Source organism: Bacillus sp. PS196 (assembly GCF_037963555.1).
Classification (GTDB): Bacteria; Bacillota; Bacilli; order Bacillales; family Bacillaceae; genus Bacillus; species Bacillus subtilis.
In genome coordinates, this window is the sequence record NZ_CP150159.1 from 3,201,542 (window position 1) to 3,216,060 (window position 14,519).

General features: G+C 44.5%; 17 protein-coding genes. 4 read left to right on the top strand and 13 right to left on the bottom strand.

Going from position 1 to position 14,519, the window contains the following annotated elements; genetic code table 11:
• Nucleotides 1-2: 2 nt before the first annotated feature.
• Together besA and NST79_RS16695 are read right to left on the bottom strand one after the other, a co-directional pair.
• On the bottom strand, nucleotides 3-872 hold the full coding sequence (besA, locus tag NST79_RS16690; RefSeq protein ID WP_212059038.1) for an alpha/beta hydrolase: 870 nt from the start codon (nucleotides 870-872) through the stop codon (nucleotides 3-5).
• 213 nt (nucleotides 873-1,085) lie between these two features.
• Entirely contained in the window at nucleotides 1,086-1,682 is a 597-nt protein-coding gene (locus tag NST79_RS16695) for a sulfite oxidase-like oxidoreductase (RefSeq protein WP_003228739.1), read from the bottom strand.
• 100 nt (nucleotides 1,683-1,782) lie between these two features.
• Between NST79_RS16695 and NST79_RS16700 the strand changes: the two genes are divergently transcribed.
• On the top strand, nucleotides 1,783-2,385 hold the full coding sequence (locus NST79_RS16700; RefSeq protein WP_003228737.1) for a BioY family transporter: 603 nt from the start codon (nucleotides 1,783-1,785) through the stop codon (nucleotides 2,383-2,385).
• A 69-nt stretch (nucleotides 2,386-2,454) separates the two neighbouring features.
• Here NST79_RS16700 and NST79_RS16705 read toward each other — a convergent pair whose 3' ends face one another.
• Together NST79_RS16705 and NST79_RS16710 are read right to left on the bottom strand one after the other, a co-directional pair.
• Nucleotides 2,455-3,783, bottom strand: a complete 1,329-nt coding sequence (locus NST79_RS16705) for a Na+/H+ antiporter family protein (RefSeq protein ID WP_003228736.1) — start codon at nucleotides 3,781-3,783, stop codon at nucleotides 2,455-2,457.
• Nucleotides 3,784-3,929: 146 nt separating this feature from the next.
• A complete protein-coding gene (locus tag NST79_RS16710) occupies nucleotides 3,930-5,432 on the bottom strand; it encodes a leucyl aminopeptidase (protein ID WP_015251314.1) in 1,503 nt (500 codons plus the stop codon).
• A 157-nt stretch (nucleotides 5,433-5,589) separates the two neighbouring features.
• Here NST79_RS16710 and NST79_RS16715 point away from each other — a divergent pair, with 157 nt between their 5' ends.
• On the top strand, nucleotides 5,590-6,066 hold the full coding sequence (locus NST79_RS16715; RefSeq protein ID WP_003244337.1) for a divergent PAP2 family protein: 477 nt from the start codon (nucleotides 5,590-5,592) through the stop codon (nucleotides 6,064-6,066).
• 29 nt (nucleotides 6,067-6,095) lie between these two features.
• Here NST79_RS16715 and spsC read toward each other — a convergent pair whose 3' ends face one another.
• From spsC to NST79_RS16735, 4 genes are all read right to left on the bottom strand, one after another.
• Nucleotides 6,096-6,752 carry a stationary phase survival protein SpsC gene (gene spsC / locus NST79_RS16720; RefSeq protein WP_015251313.1) on the bottom strand — a complete coding sequence of 219 codons (657 nt, stop codon included), beginning with the start codon at nucleotides 6,750-6,752 and terminating at the stop codon, nucleotides 6,096-6,098.
• A gap of 103 nt (nucleotides 6,753-6,855) precedes the next feature.
• The gene (locus NST79_RS16725) at nucleotides 6,856-7,176 is read right to left on the bottom strand and encodes a YuiB family protein (protein ID WP_003243877.1); all 321 of its coding nucleotides are present in this window, start codon (nucleotides 7,174-7,176) and stop codon (nucleotides 6,856-6,858) included.
• Between the two features lie 53 nt (nucleotides 7,177-7,229).
• On the bottom strand, nucleotides 7,230-7,373 hold the full coding sequence (locus NST79_RS16730; protein ID WP_003243733.1) for a YuiA family protein: 144 nt from the start codon (nucleotides 7,371-7,373) through the stop codon (nucleotides 7,230-7,232).
• 172 nt (nucleotides 7,374-7,545) lie between these two features.
• Nucleotides 7,546-8,766, bottom strand: coding sequence for an NAD(P)/FAD-dependent oxidoreductase (locus tag NST79_RS16735; RefSeq protein ID WP_010886605.1), 1,221 nt, complete (start codon nucleotides 8,764-8,766; stop codon nucleotides 7,546-7,548).
• A gap of 331 nt (nucleotides 8,767-9,097) precedes the next feature.
• On the opposite strand from NST79_RS16735, the gene yumC reads away from it, so the two are divergent.
• Nucleotides 9,098-10,096, top strand: coding sequence for a ferredoxin--NADP reductase 2 (gene yumC, locus NST79_RS16740; RefSeq protein WP_015251312.1), 999 nt, complete (start codon nucleotides 9,098-9,100; stop codon nucleotides 10,094-10,096).
• Between the two features lie 39 nt (nucleotides 10,097-10,135).
• On the opposite strand, the gene NST79_RS16745 is transcribed toward yumC, so the two are convergent.
• Complete coding sequence (locus NST79_RS16745; RefSeq protein WP_003228723.1) at nucleotides 10,136-10,276, bottom strand: hypothetical protein; 141 nt, start codon at nucleotides 10,274-10,276, stop codon at nucleotides 10,136-10,138.
• Nucleotides 10,277-10,554: 278 nt separating this feature from the next.
• On the opposite strand from NST79_RS16745, the gene guaC reads away from it, so the two are divergent.
• Complete coding sequence (guaC, locus tag NST79_RS16750) at nucleotides 10,555-11,535, top strand: GMP reductase (protein WP_029725886.1); 981 nt, start codon at nucleotides 10,555-10,557, stop codon at nucleotides 11,533-11,535.
• Between the two features lie 73 nt (nucleotides 11,536-11,608).
• On the opposite strand, the gene paiB is transcribed toward guaC, so the two are convergent.
• The 4 genes from paiB to dapF form a co-directional block, all read right to left on the bottom strand.
• Complete coding sequence (paiB, locus tag NST79_RS16755; protein WP_038427891.1) at nucleotides 11,609-12,232, bottom strand: protease synthase/sporulation negative transcriptional regulator PaiB; 624 nt, start codon at nucleotides 12,230-12,232, stop codon at nucleotides 11,609-11,611.
• Nucleotides 12,233-12,255: 23 nt separating this feature from the next.
• Nucleotides 12,256-12,774: a spermidine/spermine N(1)-acetyltransferase gene (paiA, locus tag NST79_RS16760; RefSeq protein ID WP_038427892.1), complete on the bottom strand. Its 519-nt coding sequence runs from the start codon at nucleotides 12,772-12,774 to the stop codon at nucleotides 12,256-12,258.
• 340 nt (nucleotides 12,775-13,114) lie between these two features.
• On the bottom strand, nucleotides 13,115-13,477 hold the full coding sequence (locus tag NST79_RS16765) for an iron-sulfur cluster assembly accessory protein (protein ID WP_003244166.1): 363 nt from the start codon (nucleotides 13,475-13,477) through the stop codon (nucleotides 13,115-13,117).
• Nucleotides 13,478-13,555: 78 nt separating this feature from the next.
• On the bottom strand, nucleotides 13,556-14,410 hold the full coding sequence (dapF, locus tag NST79_RS16770) for a diaminopimelate epimerase (RefSeq protein WP_003243745.1): 855 nt from the start codon (nucleotides 14,408-14,410) through the stop codon (nucleotides 13,556-13,558).
• Between the last annotated feature and the right edge of the window lie 109 nt (nucleotides 14,411-14,519).

Sequence of the window (14,519 nt, forward strand, 5' to 3'; positions counted from 1 at the left end):
TCTCAGCCCATTGAAAGATGCGGTCCGTCAGGGTGAAGCGCAAAACGCAGCGCCCGGCTGACCAAAACAGGAAGAACTGAAATATGTCCTTCTCCTGAAAACTCGCAAAATTCCGCCCGTATGCCTTGTTCAGATAAAACGGCCAGCCGCTCATAAAGCTCCCTCGCATTGTCGTTCATCCGGCTTTTATGATGCTGCTCCAATTCTCCTGCGGCAAGCAGGATATTGATAGGCTGATTGTTTGTCTTGGTGAGAGAGACGAAATGGTCCGTTTTCTCGAGAATAAACAGTTTATTCCAATGAATGGACGGACTTCCCGCGATATACGTTTGAAACGCATCGGGCTTTGTTAGCAGCACCTGCAGCACGAAAAGCCCTCCGAGCGAATGGCCAAAGATTGTTTGTCTTTTTTTATCAATCTGGTAATCTCGTTCTATCTCCGGTTTTAAATCCTCTTCAATAAATCTGAAAAAGCCCTCCGCTCCGCCATGCTCCGGCCATTCTCTGCCGTCGGGCCTTTCCGGCAGCTTCGATTGGGCTGTTGGCATTGTAAAATCCCGGTGGCGTGCTGAAGAGAACGGCTCCGCTGTCTCATAGCCAATGCCGACGATCACTGCAGGGATCACCCCGGTTTTTTCGGGTCGGCGTCCCTGTATTCGAACGGCTTCCGTCATCGTTCCGAAGACAGAATTGGCATCCAGCAGATAAATCACAGGATAACCAGCGGGTGGCGGCGGCGTACTAGGTTTCGAGATAAAAATGTGATAGGTACGGTTTTCATTGCGTGAAGACATCATACGCACTTCCGTACCAGGAATCGTAAATGCGTTTGATGTCCCGCCATTTGTCCGGTCTGTTGTTTGCTCTTTCATGCAGTACGACATTCCTCTCCTTAAACTAAACCGCAATGTATGATAATGATTTTCACTATCAACTAGACACCTCAAATAATAGGTTTTCTTCCAAAGAAAGTCAACTTTTTCCCGAATAAAAAAGGCACCTTGATCAAATAAGGTACCTGCAGACTATCAATATGGAAGTAAAAACCCAATAAAGATGCGGATTGTCCTATTTGAAATAGAACCTTAATCCCATGTAAACCTTTGATTTTGCCAAGGATCGCCTCTCATGTGATAGCCATTCCGCTCCCAAAAGCCAGGATGATTTTCTTTCGTAAATTGGATGCCGCGCAGCCACTTGGCGCTTTTCCAAAAATACAGATGCGGAAATACACCCCGCAGCGGAAAGCCGTGTTCAGGGGTTAAAGGTTCGCCATTATGCGCATAAGCCAGAAGGGAAGTTTCCGCTAAGAAATCATCAAGCGGCAGATTGGTCGTCCAGCCCTCTTCAGCATGTAAAATGACGTAGCCCGCTTCTTCTTTTACACCCGCTTTTTCCGCTATATCACAAGCCCGCACGCCTTGCCACACATTATCAAGCCTTGACCATCCCGTGACGCAATGAATGTCATTTTTCGATTCATACCGTGGAAAGGCTTTGACATCTTCAAAGCTTAGCAGCATCGGATGGTCAACCAAACCGTATACTTGAAGATTCCATTTCGTCATATCTTCGTAATATGGGACATCTCCGGTATGAAGCACAGGAAATGAAGTGGTGACGTTTTGATTTGGCGGCACTCTTCCAGATTGATCGGACTGTCTTGTTTTTCCGAAATACATATGGGCCTCCTTTTTGTTAACCTAAATTAAAATCATGTTGACAATCTTTTTGTTCTTTATTACTCTATGATTGTGTATGTCAACCTAAGGGGGAACAACGATGAAACAACGTAAACTTCGTGCGGGAGATATGGCGCTGATTGGCATGTTCGCCGCACTTATGGCTGTCGGGGCCAACATTACATCAGTAGCACCCTTTTTACAAGTAGCCGGCATTCCGCTTTCGATGCAGCCGTTTTTCTGTCTCTTGGCAGCTTTGCTTCTTGGCAGCAAACGGGCAGCGATTGCCATGATTGTATATGCACTTGTGGGATTGGCCGGAGCGCCTGTGTTTGCTCAATTTTCAGCAGGCTTCGCACCGTTTGCAGGGAAAAGCGGCGGGTTTATTATCTCATACATTCCGGCAGCATTTGCAGCGGGATGGTTTTTAGAACGAAACATTCAGCCAAGTAAAATTCGATTTCTCATTGCTTCACTTATCGGAACGGCGATCATGTATCTCATCGGCACTACCTATATGTATCTTGCACTGAAGCTGTGGATTCATACGCCAGTGAGCTACGGCACGGCTTGGGGCTTTATGATTTGGTTTATGGTAAAAGATACAGCGCTGGCTGTGATACTGTCGTTTATCGCTCCAGCAATCTACCGCTCTATTCATAAAGCAACCGGCTTTAACAGAAATCACATATCATCTACGTAAAAACCGTTCTATTGGACGGTTTTTTTATCATAACGAGAAAAGGCTCCCCAGTAAAGGGGAGCCTTTTTCCTATAAAACAAGCGCTGCAATCCAGCCAAAGATGACAAGCGGAATATTATAAAATATAAATGTCGGCACACAAGTATCCCAAATGTGGTGATGCTGGCCGTCCGCACTCAAACCTGAAGTCGGCCCAAGCGTACTGTCACTGGCAGGTGAACCGGCATCGCCAAGCGCAGCAGCAGCCCCGATAATCGCAATCGTTGCCATCGGGCTGAATCCAAGCTGCATGCATAGAGGCACGAAAATGGTTGTGATAACAGGAATGGTCGCAAAAGAAGATCCGATCCCCATTGTAATTAATAAGCCGACAATGAGCATCAGCAATGCGCCCAAGGACTGACTGTGTCCGATAAAACCAGCTGACGTTTTGACCAGTGACTCGACATCTCCGGTTTTCGTCAATACGTTTGAAAACCCGGCTGCAACAAGCATGACAAAGCCGATAAAGGCCATTAAAACCATTCCATCAGTAATCAGTGAGTCCGCTTCATCACGCTTCATCACACCGCTGACAAACAGAACAATCAGACCAGCGAGCGCCCCCATAATCATTCCTTCTACTCCCAAAGTCTGAGATAAGTAAAGCTGGACGCCGAGTGACACAACAATGGCTAGAACCGCGATACCAATACTTTTTCTCGTATATGGCGATGCTTCTGCACCTGAAATGTCTTTTGTTTCATATTGTTTCGGTTTACGGTATACGATCACTGATAAAATAAGGCCGACAACCATACCTGCAACTGGAATAATCAGTGCGTACGGAATATCAGCAAGCGGAACGTTTAACCCGGCATCCGCCATATTGTCCTTCAGCATGCCTTGGAAGATTTGGCCGAAACCGACCGGAAGCAAAATATAAGGAGCCGTTAAGCCAAATGTAATTACACACGCGATCAGACGGCGGTCCATTTCAAGTTCATTAAAGATTTTCAAAAGCGGCGGAATCAGCACCGGGATAAACGCGATGTGAACCGGAACGACGTTTTGCGAAAAACAAGATACAATTAAAATAATCAGCACAATCAGCACCTTAGACAGTGCTTTTTTTCGAGAATCTTCTTTATTTCCGATTAATTTAACGGAGGCTTCCACCATTGCGTCCGGAAGACCCGTTTTCGTCAAAGCGGCGGCAAACGCGCCAAGCATGGCATAGCTAACTGCAACGGTGGCATTTCCGCCGAGACCGTCTGTGAAAGCTTTAACCGTTTCGCCAAGACCGAGCCCGCCTGTTAACCCGCCGGCCAAGGCGCCTATAATTAATGCGATAACAATATTGACACGCAGCAGGCTTAATACAAGCATAAGCAGGACTGCGATGACGACTGCATTCATGATGATACCCCTCCAAAAATCCTTTAGTTTGCTAATGTAGTAGATAAATAAAGTACGAACGTATCGTATCATAACCGATCCACTTTAGTCAACTAAAGATTTCGGAAGAAAAAATCCCTGCCGCATCATACAGCAGGGATTTTTCATTACTCGTTTTTATCTTCTTCCAATGTAAATCGCTCCGCAAGTGTAGCCAGTGTTCTTGCCATAACGCCAGTAGCCCCGGCCGGCCCGAAGCAGGTTGCTTTATTGGCAGTCGCTGTTCCTGCAATATCAAGGTGAACCCAAGGTGTTGACTCAGCGAATTCACCAAGAAACGTTCCTGCCATAATCGCATGTCCCTCGCGTCCCGGTGAATTGTTGAGATCCGCCATTTGGCTGCTTTTCACGCGTTTTTTATCCTTCTCTGTTATCGGCAGCTGCCAGATCGCCTCGCCGCACTCTTGTGCAGCATCAGCTACCTGCTGGTAAAAGCTTTGATCATTTGTCATTGCACCGGTTGTTTCAGTTCCTAATGCCACAACGACGCCGCCGGTAAGCGTAGCTACATCGACAAGAACTGACGCGCCATGCTGTTTCGCGTATGTAATGCCATCTGCAAGCACTAGCCTTCCTTCAGCATCCGTATTAAGGATTTCTATTGTTTTTCCGCTTAAAGATACGATCACGTCATCCGGCTTCATGGCCCCGCCGGAGATCATATTATCGGTTGATGGAATAACGCACAGCACGTTTTGCTCAGGACGAAGCTCTCCGATCGTTTCCATAGCACCGAGAACCGCAGCTGCTCCTCCCATATCTGATTTCATGCCGACAATTCCAGATTTCGTTTTAATGGAGTAGCCGCCTGTGTCAAAGGTAATTCCTTTCCCGACTAGTCCGACCACGTCCTCCCATTCCTTTTTGCCCTGATATTTCAACACAATCATTTTCGGCGGTTCGGTGGAGCCTTGGTTTACCGCAAGTATTCCGCCCATACCGAGCTCTTCCATCTCTGATTTCTCCAATATCTCACACTCAAAATCATATTTCGCCGCAAGCTCTTCAGCATACGAAGCGAGGTCAGTCGCTGTCAGCATGTTTCCCGGCATATTCACAAGCGTTCTAGCCGAATTTGTCCCTTGTCCGTATGCCTGGCCGACGCGAAGCCCGGCCTGCACTTCCTGTGTATCTTCATCTGTTACAACATACACGGCTTCAATTTGTTTGTCAGGCTCATTTGATTTGTGCTTATAATCCTGCACCTCATAGGAAGCAAGCAGGCAGCTCTCAGCTAAAGCATGAGCGGCATCGGCTGGAGGCACGTCTTCCGAAATAAACGTATCAAGCAGAACAGCAGTTTCTTGTTTTCGATCTTTATGAATGGCTTGAAAAACATGAGCAAAACGTTCCTTCGCCTGTTCAAACGAATAATTTGCTTCTCTCCCCAGGCCAACGAAATAAATCCGTTTCATACCCGCAGAAGATGGAGGGAATACTTTTGATACTTGATTCGGTTTCGCAGAGACATCACCCTCTTTTAAAAGCTGTGTCAGATGGCCTTCGAGCATTTCATCAATTTCCAACGCTTTTCCTGTCAGCTGGCTTTTTTGAAAAAGCCCGACAACAAGGGTTTCTGTATGCTCTGATTGTTGAACCGCATAAAACATGAGGCTTACACTCCTAACGTAATGGGTATTTGTAATGAACAATGGTATAATAGGAAAAACATTCTTTCCACTATACTTATTTTAACAAACAACAGTCTAAGACTTGCTTTTTTCTTTTGAAACACGAAGGATTTTTCAAATAGAAAGGATGTCGCCGATGGAACTTTTAACGAATTTTCCTTTATTATCAAGCCTGGCCGCAATTATTTTTGCTCAGGTCATCAAAGTGCCCATACAGTTTATCGTGTCCAGAAAACTGGACTGGTCGCTGGTCACAAGCACAGGCGGCATGCCGAGCTCTCACTCCGCAGCGGTCACTGCGCTTTCTACAGGCGTAGCCTTGGAGCATGGATTAGACTCCTCACTCTTTGCGGTTTCCGCCATTTTCGCCGTCATAACCATGTTTGACGCAACTGGCGTCAGACGCCACGCCGGTGAGCAGGCAACAGTCATTAATAAGCTTGTTATTGATTTTAACCGTTTCGTAAATGAAGCGAAGGACTTCCCTAAGGCTGCAGAGAAAGAAAAGCAAAAAAAGCTGAAAGAGCTTCTCGGACATCAGCCGATCGAAGTCTTTTTCGGAGGCCTAACAGGTATTTTACTGACATTGGTACTCGCTTACTTTTTCATGTAAAAAAACGCTCCTGCTTTCGCTGGAGCGTTTTATTCTTTCACAGTTTTATATTGATTTCTGAACACTTGCAAAGATTTTGTTTCATTGAGCTTCTCAAGCTCATCCTCGGTAATCTTTCCCGTTCCCTTTTTAATCACATATACATCAAGGGTTTTTTTGCCCCATTCATTGTATACATCTTTGACTGTCTCAAAGTACAGATCAAGGCGGTTTCCCTTAATAGCTGATCCTGTGTCGGCCACAACTCCGAGACCGTAGTTCGGAATGAATAAAATTGTTCCGATCGGAAAAACGGACGGGTCAGCAGCAACCGTGGAATATAAATCCCGTTTCACTTTCACACCTGAATATGTAAGCCCGTATAATGGATCACCGGGATTTTTGCCCGTCGACTCAGCTCCTGCTGTGTAGCCTGTTGCTGTTACTCTTTGGACTGGATATTCATTCCAATCAAATGCCTCTTCTAACGGTTTTGTTTTATCCTCAGCCGCGGACGTGGTTTGTGTTTGTTTCTGCTGCAATGCTTTTAATGTCAGTCCTGCATGCTTCAAGTGCTTTTCCTGATGTTCCTGCACCCATTTTGACAAGTCCTTCGCTTCAATTCCTGACACTGATAAAAATGTCGTGCCAAATGCAAGCAGAAATAAACAGGTCATCAGCAAACGTCTGATCATATTCAACATCATTCACCTCTCCTCCGAATCATTGTTCCCAAGTGGAGAGAGCATTATTCAAAATGGTGAATGAGCTGAACGCATAAAAAAAGCTTTCTTTAGAAGAAAGCGGCATTTAAAACATTTGATATCCTCTTTTTCTGAGCATGTTGATCGCTATACCGGACACGATGGCGCCGGCCAAACCGCTGACTAAAATCAGCACATCAGCAGCCGCTAATGATAAGACACGATGAAACAGGCTGGCAAAGGATTCTCCCGGCGACTGGACATAGCTGATCAGCTTTTCTTTGCTGATAATGAAAAGGCATACAATTGGATAAATCACAGCCATAATCCAAGACATTCTCAGCAGCATGTTTAATAAGAAACCGATTCCAAAAAACAAGACAAAAAACAAAACAATTGAGATGATTACGACTGGCAGACTAATCAACCTATTCCACCCCCCTGCGTTGTTTTTAGTGTAACGCGGGGGCTGAAATAAAGTCAACGGCTGGAAAAAGAATGACTGTCTTTTCCTGTCCCCTGGCAAGACGGACAAGTCTCTGAACCGCCGAGAATCAATTGAAAATATCCTTTCCCTGAACAAAATGGGCATGCATGTGAAGCGGTTGTCGTTGCAGTTTTCATCTAATCATCACCCTTTTTCTAAATTTTCTGATAATATACCATATCAAGCTGTCAACAATAAAGTCAGATCATGTGACAAATCTTTTGATGTAAGCGGAAACATACTTGTTTTCCTCTCGTTCTCTTTTTATTTTGGCGTTTTTTAATAAAGAAAACCCGCTTCCGCGGGTTTTTAGAAAAACTTGAACTTGCCTTTTTTCAATGTCAGTCCGAGTCCGCCAATCATAAACAGTGAGCGGTTATCAATGACTTTTTTCATAAACGAAGCGGGCGTGCCTTTCAGCTTTCTGCCATAAACAACCCCAACCGCGTTATGCTCGCCAAGAGAAGCCACTGTTCCCTTAATGTCCGGCTTGAATTCCTCAAGCTCTCCGCCTTTAATAAGCCTGCCAAGGTTTTTAGCGACCGTTATGCCCTGCTGCATTGCAATTTGCGCAGTCGGCGGATACGGGCGCTCTGTATCTTCATTCATAAACAGCGAGCTGTCGCCGAGAATAAAGACATTGTCATGTCCCGGGGCGCGGAGATCAGGGTTGACTTTGACTCGGCCGCGCATATTCTCAAAACCGGCTTCCTCCACAATCGGATGGCCGCGGACACCTGCCGCCCATACAACGGTTTGCGATTTGATCTGCTCTGGTTCTTCATCTTTTTTGCCGACTCTGACTCCTTCTGGTGTACATTCTTGTACAGCCGTTCCGATCTTGAACTCAACTCCGTTTTCCTCAAGATAATGTACGGCGTAATCAACAAGTTCCGGATCAAAGCCCGGCAAAACGGTCGGCGCTGCTTCCACACAAATGATGCGGACAAGGCTTCTGTCAACGTCATATTCCTTACAGAGCTCCGGCACGCGAGCAGCCAGTTCGCCAAGAAATTCAATTCCCGTAAATCCGGCACCGCCAACAACGATCGTTAACCTGTCCGGCCGTTTTTCCGCTTCCGTATTGTAAGTCGCAAACTGCAGCTCAATATGTTCCCGCAGCAGGCGCGACGTGTTGATGTTGGCAATCGGAAACGCATATTCTTTTAAGCCTTTAATGCCGAACGTTTCAGGCACGGCGCCGAGCCCGATGACTAAATAATCGTACTGCAATTCTCCATTCGCAAGCACAACTTTTTTCTCATCAATTTTGATTGCCTTTACGGTATCCTGTACAAAATTCACCCGTGACTGGTTGATTACATCTTTTATCTGATAACGGCAGCGGTCATGATGGAGCGTACCCGCGCTCGCTTCATGCATCCATGTCGTTTCATAATGATAATTGTGTTTATTTACAAGCGTAATGTCAGCATCATTCGGCCCGACATACTTCGTCAGCCTTGTCACCGTCATCAATCCGCCATATCCTGCACCTAAAATCACGATTTTGGGCTTATTCAATGCCATCACATCCACCTTCTCTTTTTTTGCTTTTGTTAGACCCATAATAAAATCATCATTTGTGTTAGCTTCAGCTTATTGGCGGGATTTTATGAAATATATTGAAAAGTTTTTTGTGAAGTCCTTACCCGTAGCACTATTATCATGTTTATCCGGCTGGCCCAAGAAACATTCAGAAAAAGATCATTTCATTTGGTTATTATCGTAGCGGCCTGCGGAAATATTTTCAAGAACGGATGGGCACGTTAGATCCTTACGATTTTTTCTGCTGACTCGTCAATTTGAACGGCAATATGGTATAATTAATAACAATTTTCATTTAGGAGGCAATTTTCGTATGCGAGAGGATACAAAGGTTTATGATATTACAATTATAGGCGGGGGACCGGTCGGCTTATTCACCGCTTTTTACGGCGGGATGAGACAGGCAAGCGTCAAAATTATCGAAAGCCTGCCTCAGCTCGGCGGACAGCTTAGCGCCCTATACCCTGAGAAGTATATATATGATGTAGCGGGATTCCCGAAAATCCGTGCGCAAGAGCTTATCAATAACCTAAAAGAGCAAATGGCGAAATTCGACCAAACCATTTGTCTGGAGCAAGCGGTTGAATCTGTTGAGAAACAAGCGGACGGCGTGTTTAAGCTTGTAACAAATGAAGAAACCCACTACTCTAAAACGGTCATCATCACTGCAGGAAACGGCGCATTCAAACCGAGAAAGCTGGAACTTGAAAATGCCGAGCAGTATGAAGGCAAAAACCTCCATTACTTCGTTGATGATCTGCAAAAATTCTCCGGCAGACGCGTTGCGATCCTTGGCGGTGGAGATTCCGCGGTTGACTGGGCGCTTATGCTTGAGCCAATCGCAAAAGAAGTATCGATCATTCACCGCCGCGACAAGTTCCGCGCGCACGAGCACAGTGTGGAAAACCTTCATGCGTCGAAGGTTAATGTCCTGACACCATTCGTCCCTGCGGAGCTGATCGGCGAAGGCAAAATCGAACAGCTAGTGCTTGAAGAAGTGAAAGGCGACCGCAAAGAGATTTTAGAAATTGATGACTTAATCGTCAACTACGGTTTCGTTTCATCTCTTGGACCGATCAAAAACTGGGGCCTGGACATCGAGAAAAATTCCATTGTCGTAAAATCAACAATGGAAACAAATATCGAAGGCTTCTTTGCAGCAGGTGACATTTGTACATACGAAGGAAAAGTCAACCTGATTGCCAGCGGCTTCGGCGAGGCACCGACAGCAGTGAACAACGCCAAGGCTTACATGGACCCGAAAGCCCGCGTACAGCCTCTTCACTCAACAAGTCTTTTTGAAAATAAATAATAAAAAAAGAGAGCTTGTGTCTGCGACACAGCTCCTTTTTTATTTGAAGATATTTATATAATTCAATGCAGTTCCTACAACCAGCGCAATCACAAGGGCTGCGACTACCCAGATCATTGCCATAATAATGCGGTCCTGAATCTTTTGGGACTTCGGTGTTTTTTCTTCGTTTTGGGCCATCTTATTCGCTCCTTTCCCATGTCCATGCCATAAAGAAAGCCTGGTGCTGAACGACCAAGCTTTGCTGAACGTATATCATTCGCGTTTTGATCCGCTCTCTAAGACCATTCGTTAAAACTATGATACCTAAACTCACCCTGCATGACAAGCTTCGGCACTTGCACCACACCTGCCAGCAAATCATAATGTTTGACATCCTAAATAAAACAGAGTACATTATATAAGGCGAACATTTCATATATTATACTTTTAAATATTCGTTTTTAGGAGTGAAAACCATGGAAAACGTATTTGATTACGAAGATATTCAGCTAATTCCTGCAAAATGCATTGTAAATAGCCGTTCAGAATGTGATACATCCGTACGTTTAGGCGGACGTACATTTAAATTACCCGTCGTCCCTGCCAATATGCAGACGATTATAGATGAAAAGCTAGCGATTCAATTAGCCGAAAATGGCTACTTTTATGTCATGCACCGATTTGAGCCTGAGACACGAATTGATTTTATTAAAGATATGAACGCACGCGGGTTATTCTCTTCTATCAGCGTGGGCGTCAAAGATGAGGAGTATGAATTTGTCCGCCAGCTGGCAGAAGAAAATCTGACGCCTGAATACGTGACAATTGACATTGCTCACGGGCACTCAAATGCTGTCATTGAAATGATCCAGCACCTTAAAAAACATTTGCCGGACAGCTTTGTTATTGCTGGCAATGTCGGAACGCCAGAAGCGGTCAGAGAGCTTGAAAATGCGGGAGCGGATGCCACTAAAGTCGGCATCGGACCGGGAAAAGTATGTATTACGAAAATCAAAACAGGCTTCGGCACAGGCGGCTGGCAATTAGCGGCGCTGCGCTGGTGTGCCAAGGCTGCCAGCAAACCGATTATCGCGGATGGCGGCATCCGTACCCATGGCGACATCGCAAAATCAATCCGATTCGGCGCAACGATGGTCATGATCGGTTCACTATTTGCCGGACACGAAGAGTCGCCAGGCCAAACGATCGAAAAAGACGGAAAGCTTTACAAGGAGTACTTCGGCTCAGCCTCTGAATTCCAAAAAGGCGAAAAGAAAAATGTCGAAGGCAAAAAAATGCACGTGGCGCATAAAGGCTCAATCAAGGATACACTGATTGAAATGGAGCAGGATCTTCAATCTTCTATTTCTTATGCAGGCGGAACAAAGCTTGACGCCATCCGCAATGTGGATTATGTGATTGTGAAGAATTCCATTTTTAATGGGGATAAATATTAATCATAAAAAAACGCCAAGTCAGCGGTTCTCCGCTTGAGTTGGCGTTTTCTGCTACTTCTTCAGCAAAGTAAGCTTATATTTGCTTTTTGAATTTATTTTCCATCAGTTCTGCCATTTGTTTTGCATTTGGATTTTCTTCATTTTGCAACTGTTCAATGATGTTCATATAATCCGTTTCATTTCGGTTCTGGCTTAATTTATATGCCGCTTGAATGTCTTCCACCTTAATCTTAAATCCAACGATACCTTTCAATTCACGTTCTAAGAGTTTTGGAGAAAGCTTATCCCATAAAACAGGATTGTCACGATGTTTTTCGTATTTCTCCAGCATGATTGTTAATTCTTCTGCTAATTCATCTTTCTCTAACATACTTGCTTTTCCATACATGTGGACAGCCTGATAATTCCACGTCGGAACATTTTCGCGCGAATACCAGGAAGAAGAAATATAAGCGTGCGGTCCCTGAAACATCACAAGCACATCTTCACAGGCTTCAAACGTTCTCCACTGAGGATTTCCATAAGCGAAATGCCCCGTAATATAGTAATGATCGTCTTTTTTATTGAATCCTAACGGCAAATGTGTGGCAATTGGTTTTCCTTGTTCTGTTGTGACAATCGTACCAAAGGAGTTTTCTTGTACAAAATTCCAAATTTCTTCAGCATTTGTGACTTTAAAATATTTTGGAATATACATCATCATCCACCCTTCGAAAAATATTATATGAGTGTTTTAGCCATGATTAAATCCGTTTGCTCTTCATCACCCATATAAAAAGAGTGGGCGCCGGTCTGAACAAACCCCATTTTCTTATAAAAGGCAATGGCATTTTCATTTTTTTCCCACACACCTAGCCAAATGTTCGTTTTATTACGTTCCAGCGCAATTTCTATCGCTTTATTCAGCAGATGTTTGCCAAGCCCATGTTTTTGAAAGCTGTTCTTTATATAAATTCTCTCGATTTCAAGTGATTCAGCACCCATTTCTTCAGACTGAGCATCATCGATATTGACCTTTACATATCCAGCGATTTCATGATCAAAGTAAACAAAAAAGAATTGCGAAGACATATTGGATAACTCTTTTTCCAGCTGCTCAGTGTTAAATGCGCTTTCTAAATAGGCTTTCATATTTTCAGGTGAGTTCTGTTCTTTAAAAGTGTCATTGAATGTTTCAATACTCAATTGTTGAAGTGTTTGTAAATCTTCCCGGCTGCATTTTTTCATTTTTACACTCATTGTTCGGATTCAGCCCCTTTATTTAAAATTCAATTGTCTTGTGTCCCTTTTTTAATATATTTAAACACGGAACAGATACTGACCTTGTTACCATTCCAAAAATCTTCTTCATCATCAACTCCCTATCGTGATTTTGTTGCAAATGCAATAAAATATACCCCGCATTAAATATAGCGTAACTTTGCTGTATTTACAACAAAAATCAAGCAACAAAGCAGCGTTTCTCTTGCCGAAGTCCCCGGAACTCTCTGCATCATTTCCCCATAATAAAAACGCCTCCCTTAACGATGATTTATCGCTAAGAAAAGCGTCAGTAATAGTTGCTATCCGTTTTTAGTGCTTAGCACTCTTCAGGCTTGCCTGCATTCGTTGCTGTTCTGAACGAAGAACCGCAGCCGCATGAAGCGATGGCGTTTGGATTGTCGATGGTGAAGCCGCCGCCGAGCATGGATTGTTTATAATCAATCACGGTGCCGTTCATGATGTCAAGGCTTTCTTTGTCAACTAGAACAGTGATGCCGTGCTGATCAAACACACTGTCTGATTCACTCTTTTCATGCTCAAAGCCCATGCCGTAAGAAAGTCCGCTGCAGCCGCCGCCTTTGACGCCTACACGCAGAAACGCGTTTTCTTCTTCATGCTCTTTCATCATATCTTTTATATGCAAAGCTGCTGCTTCTGTAATTGTTACCGGGTTGCTCATCATTGTGAACCTCCTTTTAAAAACCGGTTGCTGTCTTTTATTATAAACATGATCGTTCCAATTCTCAAACAAGGTGTTTTACAAGAAATAGACACCCTCACAAACGGTTTCAGCCGGCCCTGTCATCATTACATGGCCGTTATCTTTCCAGTTTATCACCAAATCCCCGCCTGCTAAATGCACCGTGATGTCTTGATTTCGCTTTGATACGCCGTTTAATACAGATGCGACTGCCGCTGCACATGCTCCTGTCCCGCATGCCTGAGTAATCCCTGATCCCCGTTCCCAGACGCGGAAATGCAATTCTTGTTCATTCACGGTTTCAACGAATTCCACATTGATGCCTTCCGGAAATCTCGGATCTTTCTCAATCACCGGCCCCAGTGTCGTTAAGGGTGCCTGTTCAATGTCTGCGATCGGAAAAACGATATGCGGATTTCCCATTGAAACGGCAGTGCCTGTTAGTTCTACTTCACCAAATGCCATCGTTTCATTGATTGTGTGCTCTTCCCCGCCGTCAAGCATCGGAAGCTCGGATTTTGTCAAGCGCGGTTCGCCCATATCGACAGTGACCACATTCACTTTTCCGTTTTCGACTTGAACCTCCGCTTTCACAAGCCCGGAGAGAGTTTCAATCAGAAAAGATGTTTCCTCAACCAGCTTATGCTCATATGCGTATTTTGCGACGCAGCGCAGGCCGTTGCCGCAATTTTTCCCTTCAGATCCGTCATTATTAAAAATCCGCATTTTAACAGGCGCTTGGTCTGATGGGCATATCAGGATCATTCCGTCGGATCCGATCCCTGTATAAACAGAAGAAACCTGAATTGCAATCTCTGACAGTTTTTCTTCTGGAAGCTGTTCTTCAAATTGATTCACATAAATATAACTGTTTCCCAGGCCGTGCATTTTGGTAAATCGAAATGAGTTCATAGGTGCCTCCAACTTTTTTTCTTTTTCTTAGTATAAAAGCTATTATAAGCGGACACAATACAATTATCCCCCGTTTTTCATACATAAAAGCTCCTTGCACTGACGCAAG

Coding starts and splice junctions, on each gene's coding strand:
- NST79_RS16695 (WP_003228739.1), bottom strand. CDS start 1,682: ATGTATTTCGGAAAAACAAGACAGTCCGATCAATCTGGAAGAGTGCCG.
- paiB (WP_038427891.1), bottom strand. CDS start 12,232: ATGTATATTCCAAAATATTTTAAAGTCACAAATGCTGAAGAAATTTGG.
- dapF (WP_003243745.1), bottom strand. CDS start 14,410: ATGAACTCATTTCGATTTACCAAAATGCACGGCCTGGGAAACAGTTAT.
- NST79_RS16730 (WP_003243733.1), bottom strand. CDS start 7,373: ATGAAAACTGCAACGACAACCGCTTCACATGCATGCCCATTTTGTTCA.
- yumC (WP_015251312.1), top strand. CDS start 9,098: ATGCGAGAGGATACAAAGGTTTATGATATTACAATTATAGGCGGGGGA.
- NST79_RS16745 (WP_003228723.1), bottom strand. CDS start 10,276: ATGGCCCAAAACGAAGAAAAAACACCGAAGTCCCAAAAGATTCAGGAC.
- NST79_RS16715 (WP_003244337.1), top strand. CDS start 5,590: ATGGAACTTTTAACGAATTTTCCTTTATTATCAAGCCTGGCCGCAATT.
- NST79_RS16735 (WP_010886605.1), bottom strand. CDS start 8,766: ATGGCATTGAATAAGCCCAAAATCGTGATTTTAGGTGCAGGATATGGC.
- NST79_RS16700 (WP_003228737.1), top strand. CDS start 1,783: ATGAAACAACGTAAACTTCGTGCGGGAGATATGGCGCTGATTGGCATG.
- NST79_RS16765 (WP_003244166.1), bottom strand. CDS start 13,477: ATGAGCAACCCGGTAACAATTACAGAAGCAGCAGCTTTGCATATAAAA.
- guaC (WP_029725886.1), top strand. CDS start 10,555: ATGGAAAACGTATTTGATTACGAAGATATTCAGCTAATTCCTGCAAAA.
- paiA (WP_038427892.1), bottom strand. CDS start 12,774: ATGAGTGTAAAAATGAAAAAATGCAGCCGGGAAGATTTACAAACACTT.
- NST79_RS16705 (WP_003228736.1), bottom strand. CDS start 3,783: ATGAATGCAGTCGTCATCGCAGTCCTGCTTATGCTTGTATTAAGCCTG.
- NST79_RS16710 (WP_015251314.1), bottom strand. CDS start 5,432: ATGTTTTATGCGGTTCAACAATCAGAGCATACAGAAACCCTTGTTGTC.
- besA (WP_212059038.1), bottom strand. CDS start 872: ATGAAAGAGCAAACAACAGACCGGACAAATGGCGGGACATCAAACGCA.
- spsC (WP_015251313.1), bottom strand. CDS start 6,752: ATGATGTTGAATATGATCAGACGTTTGCTGATGACCTGTTTATTTCTG.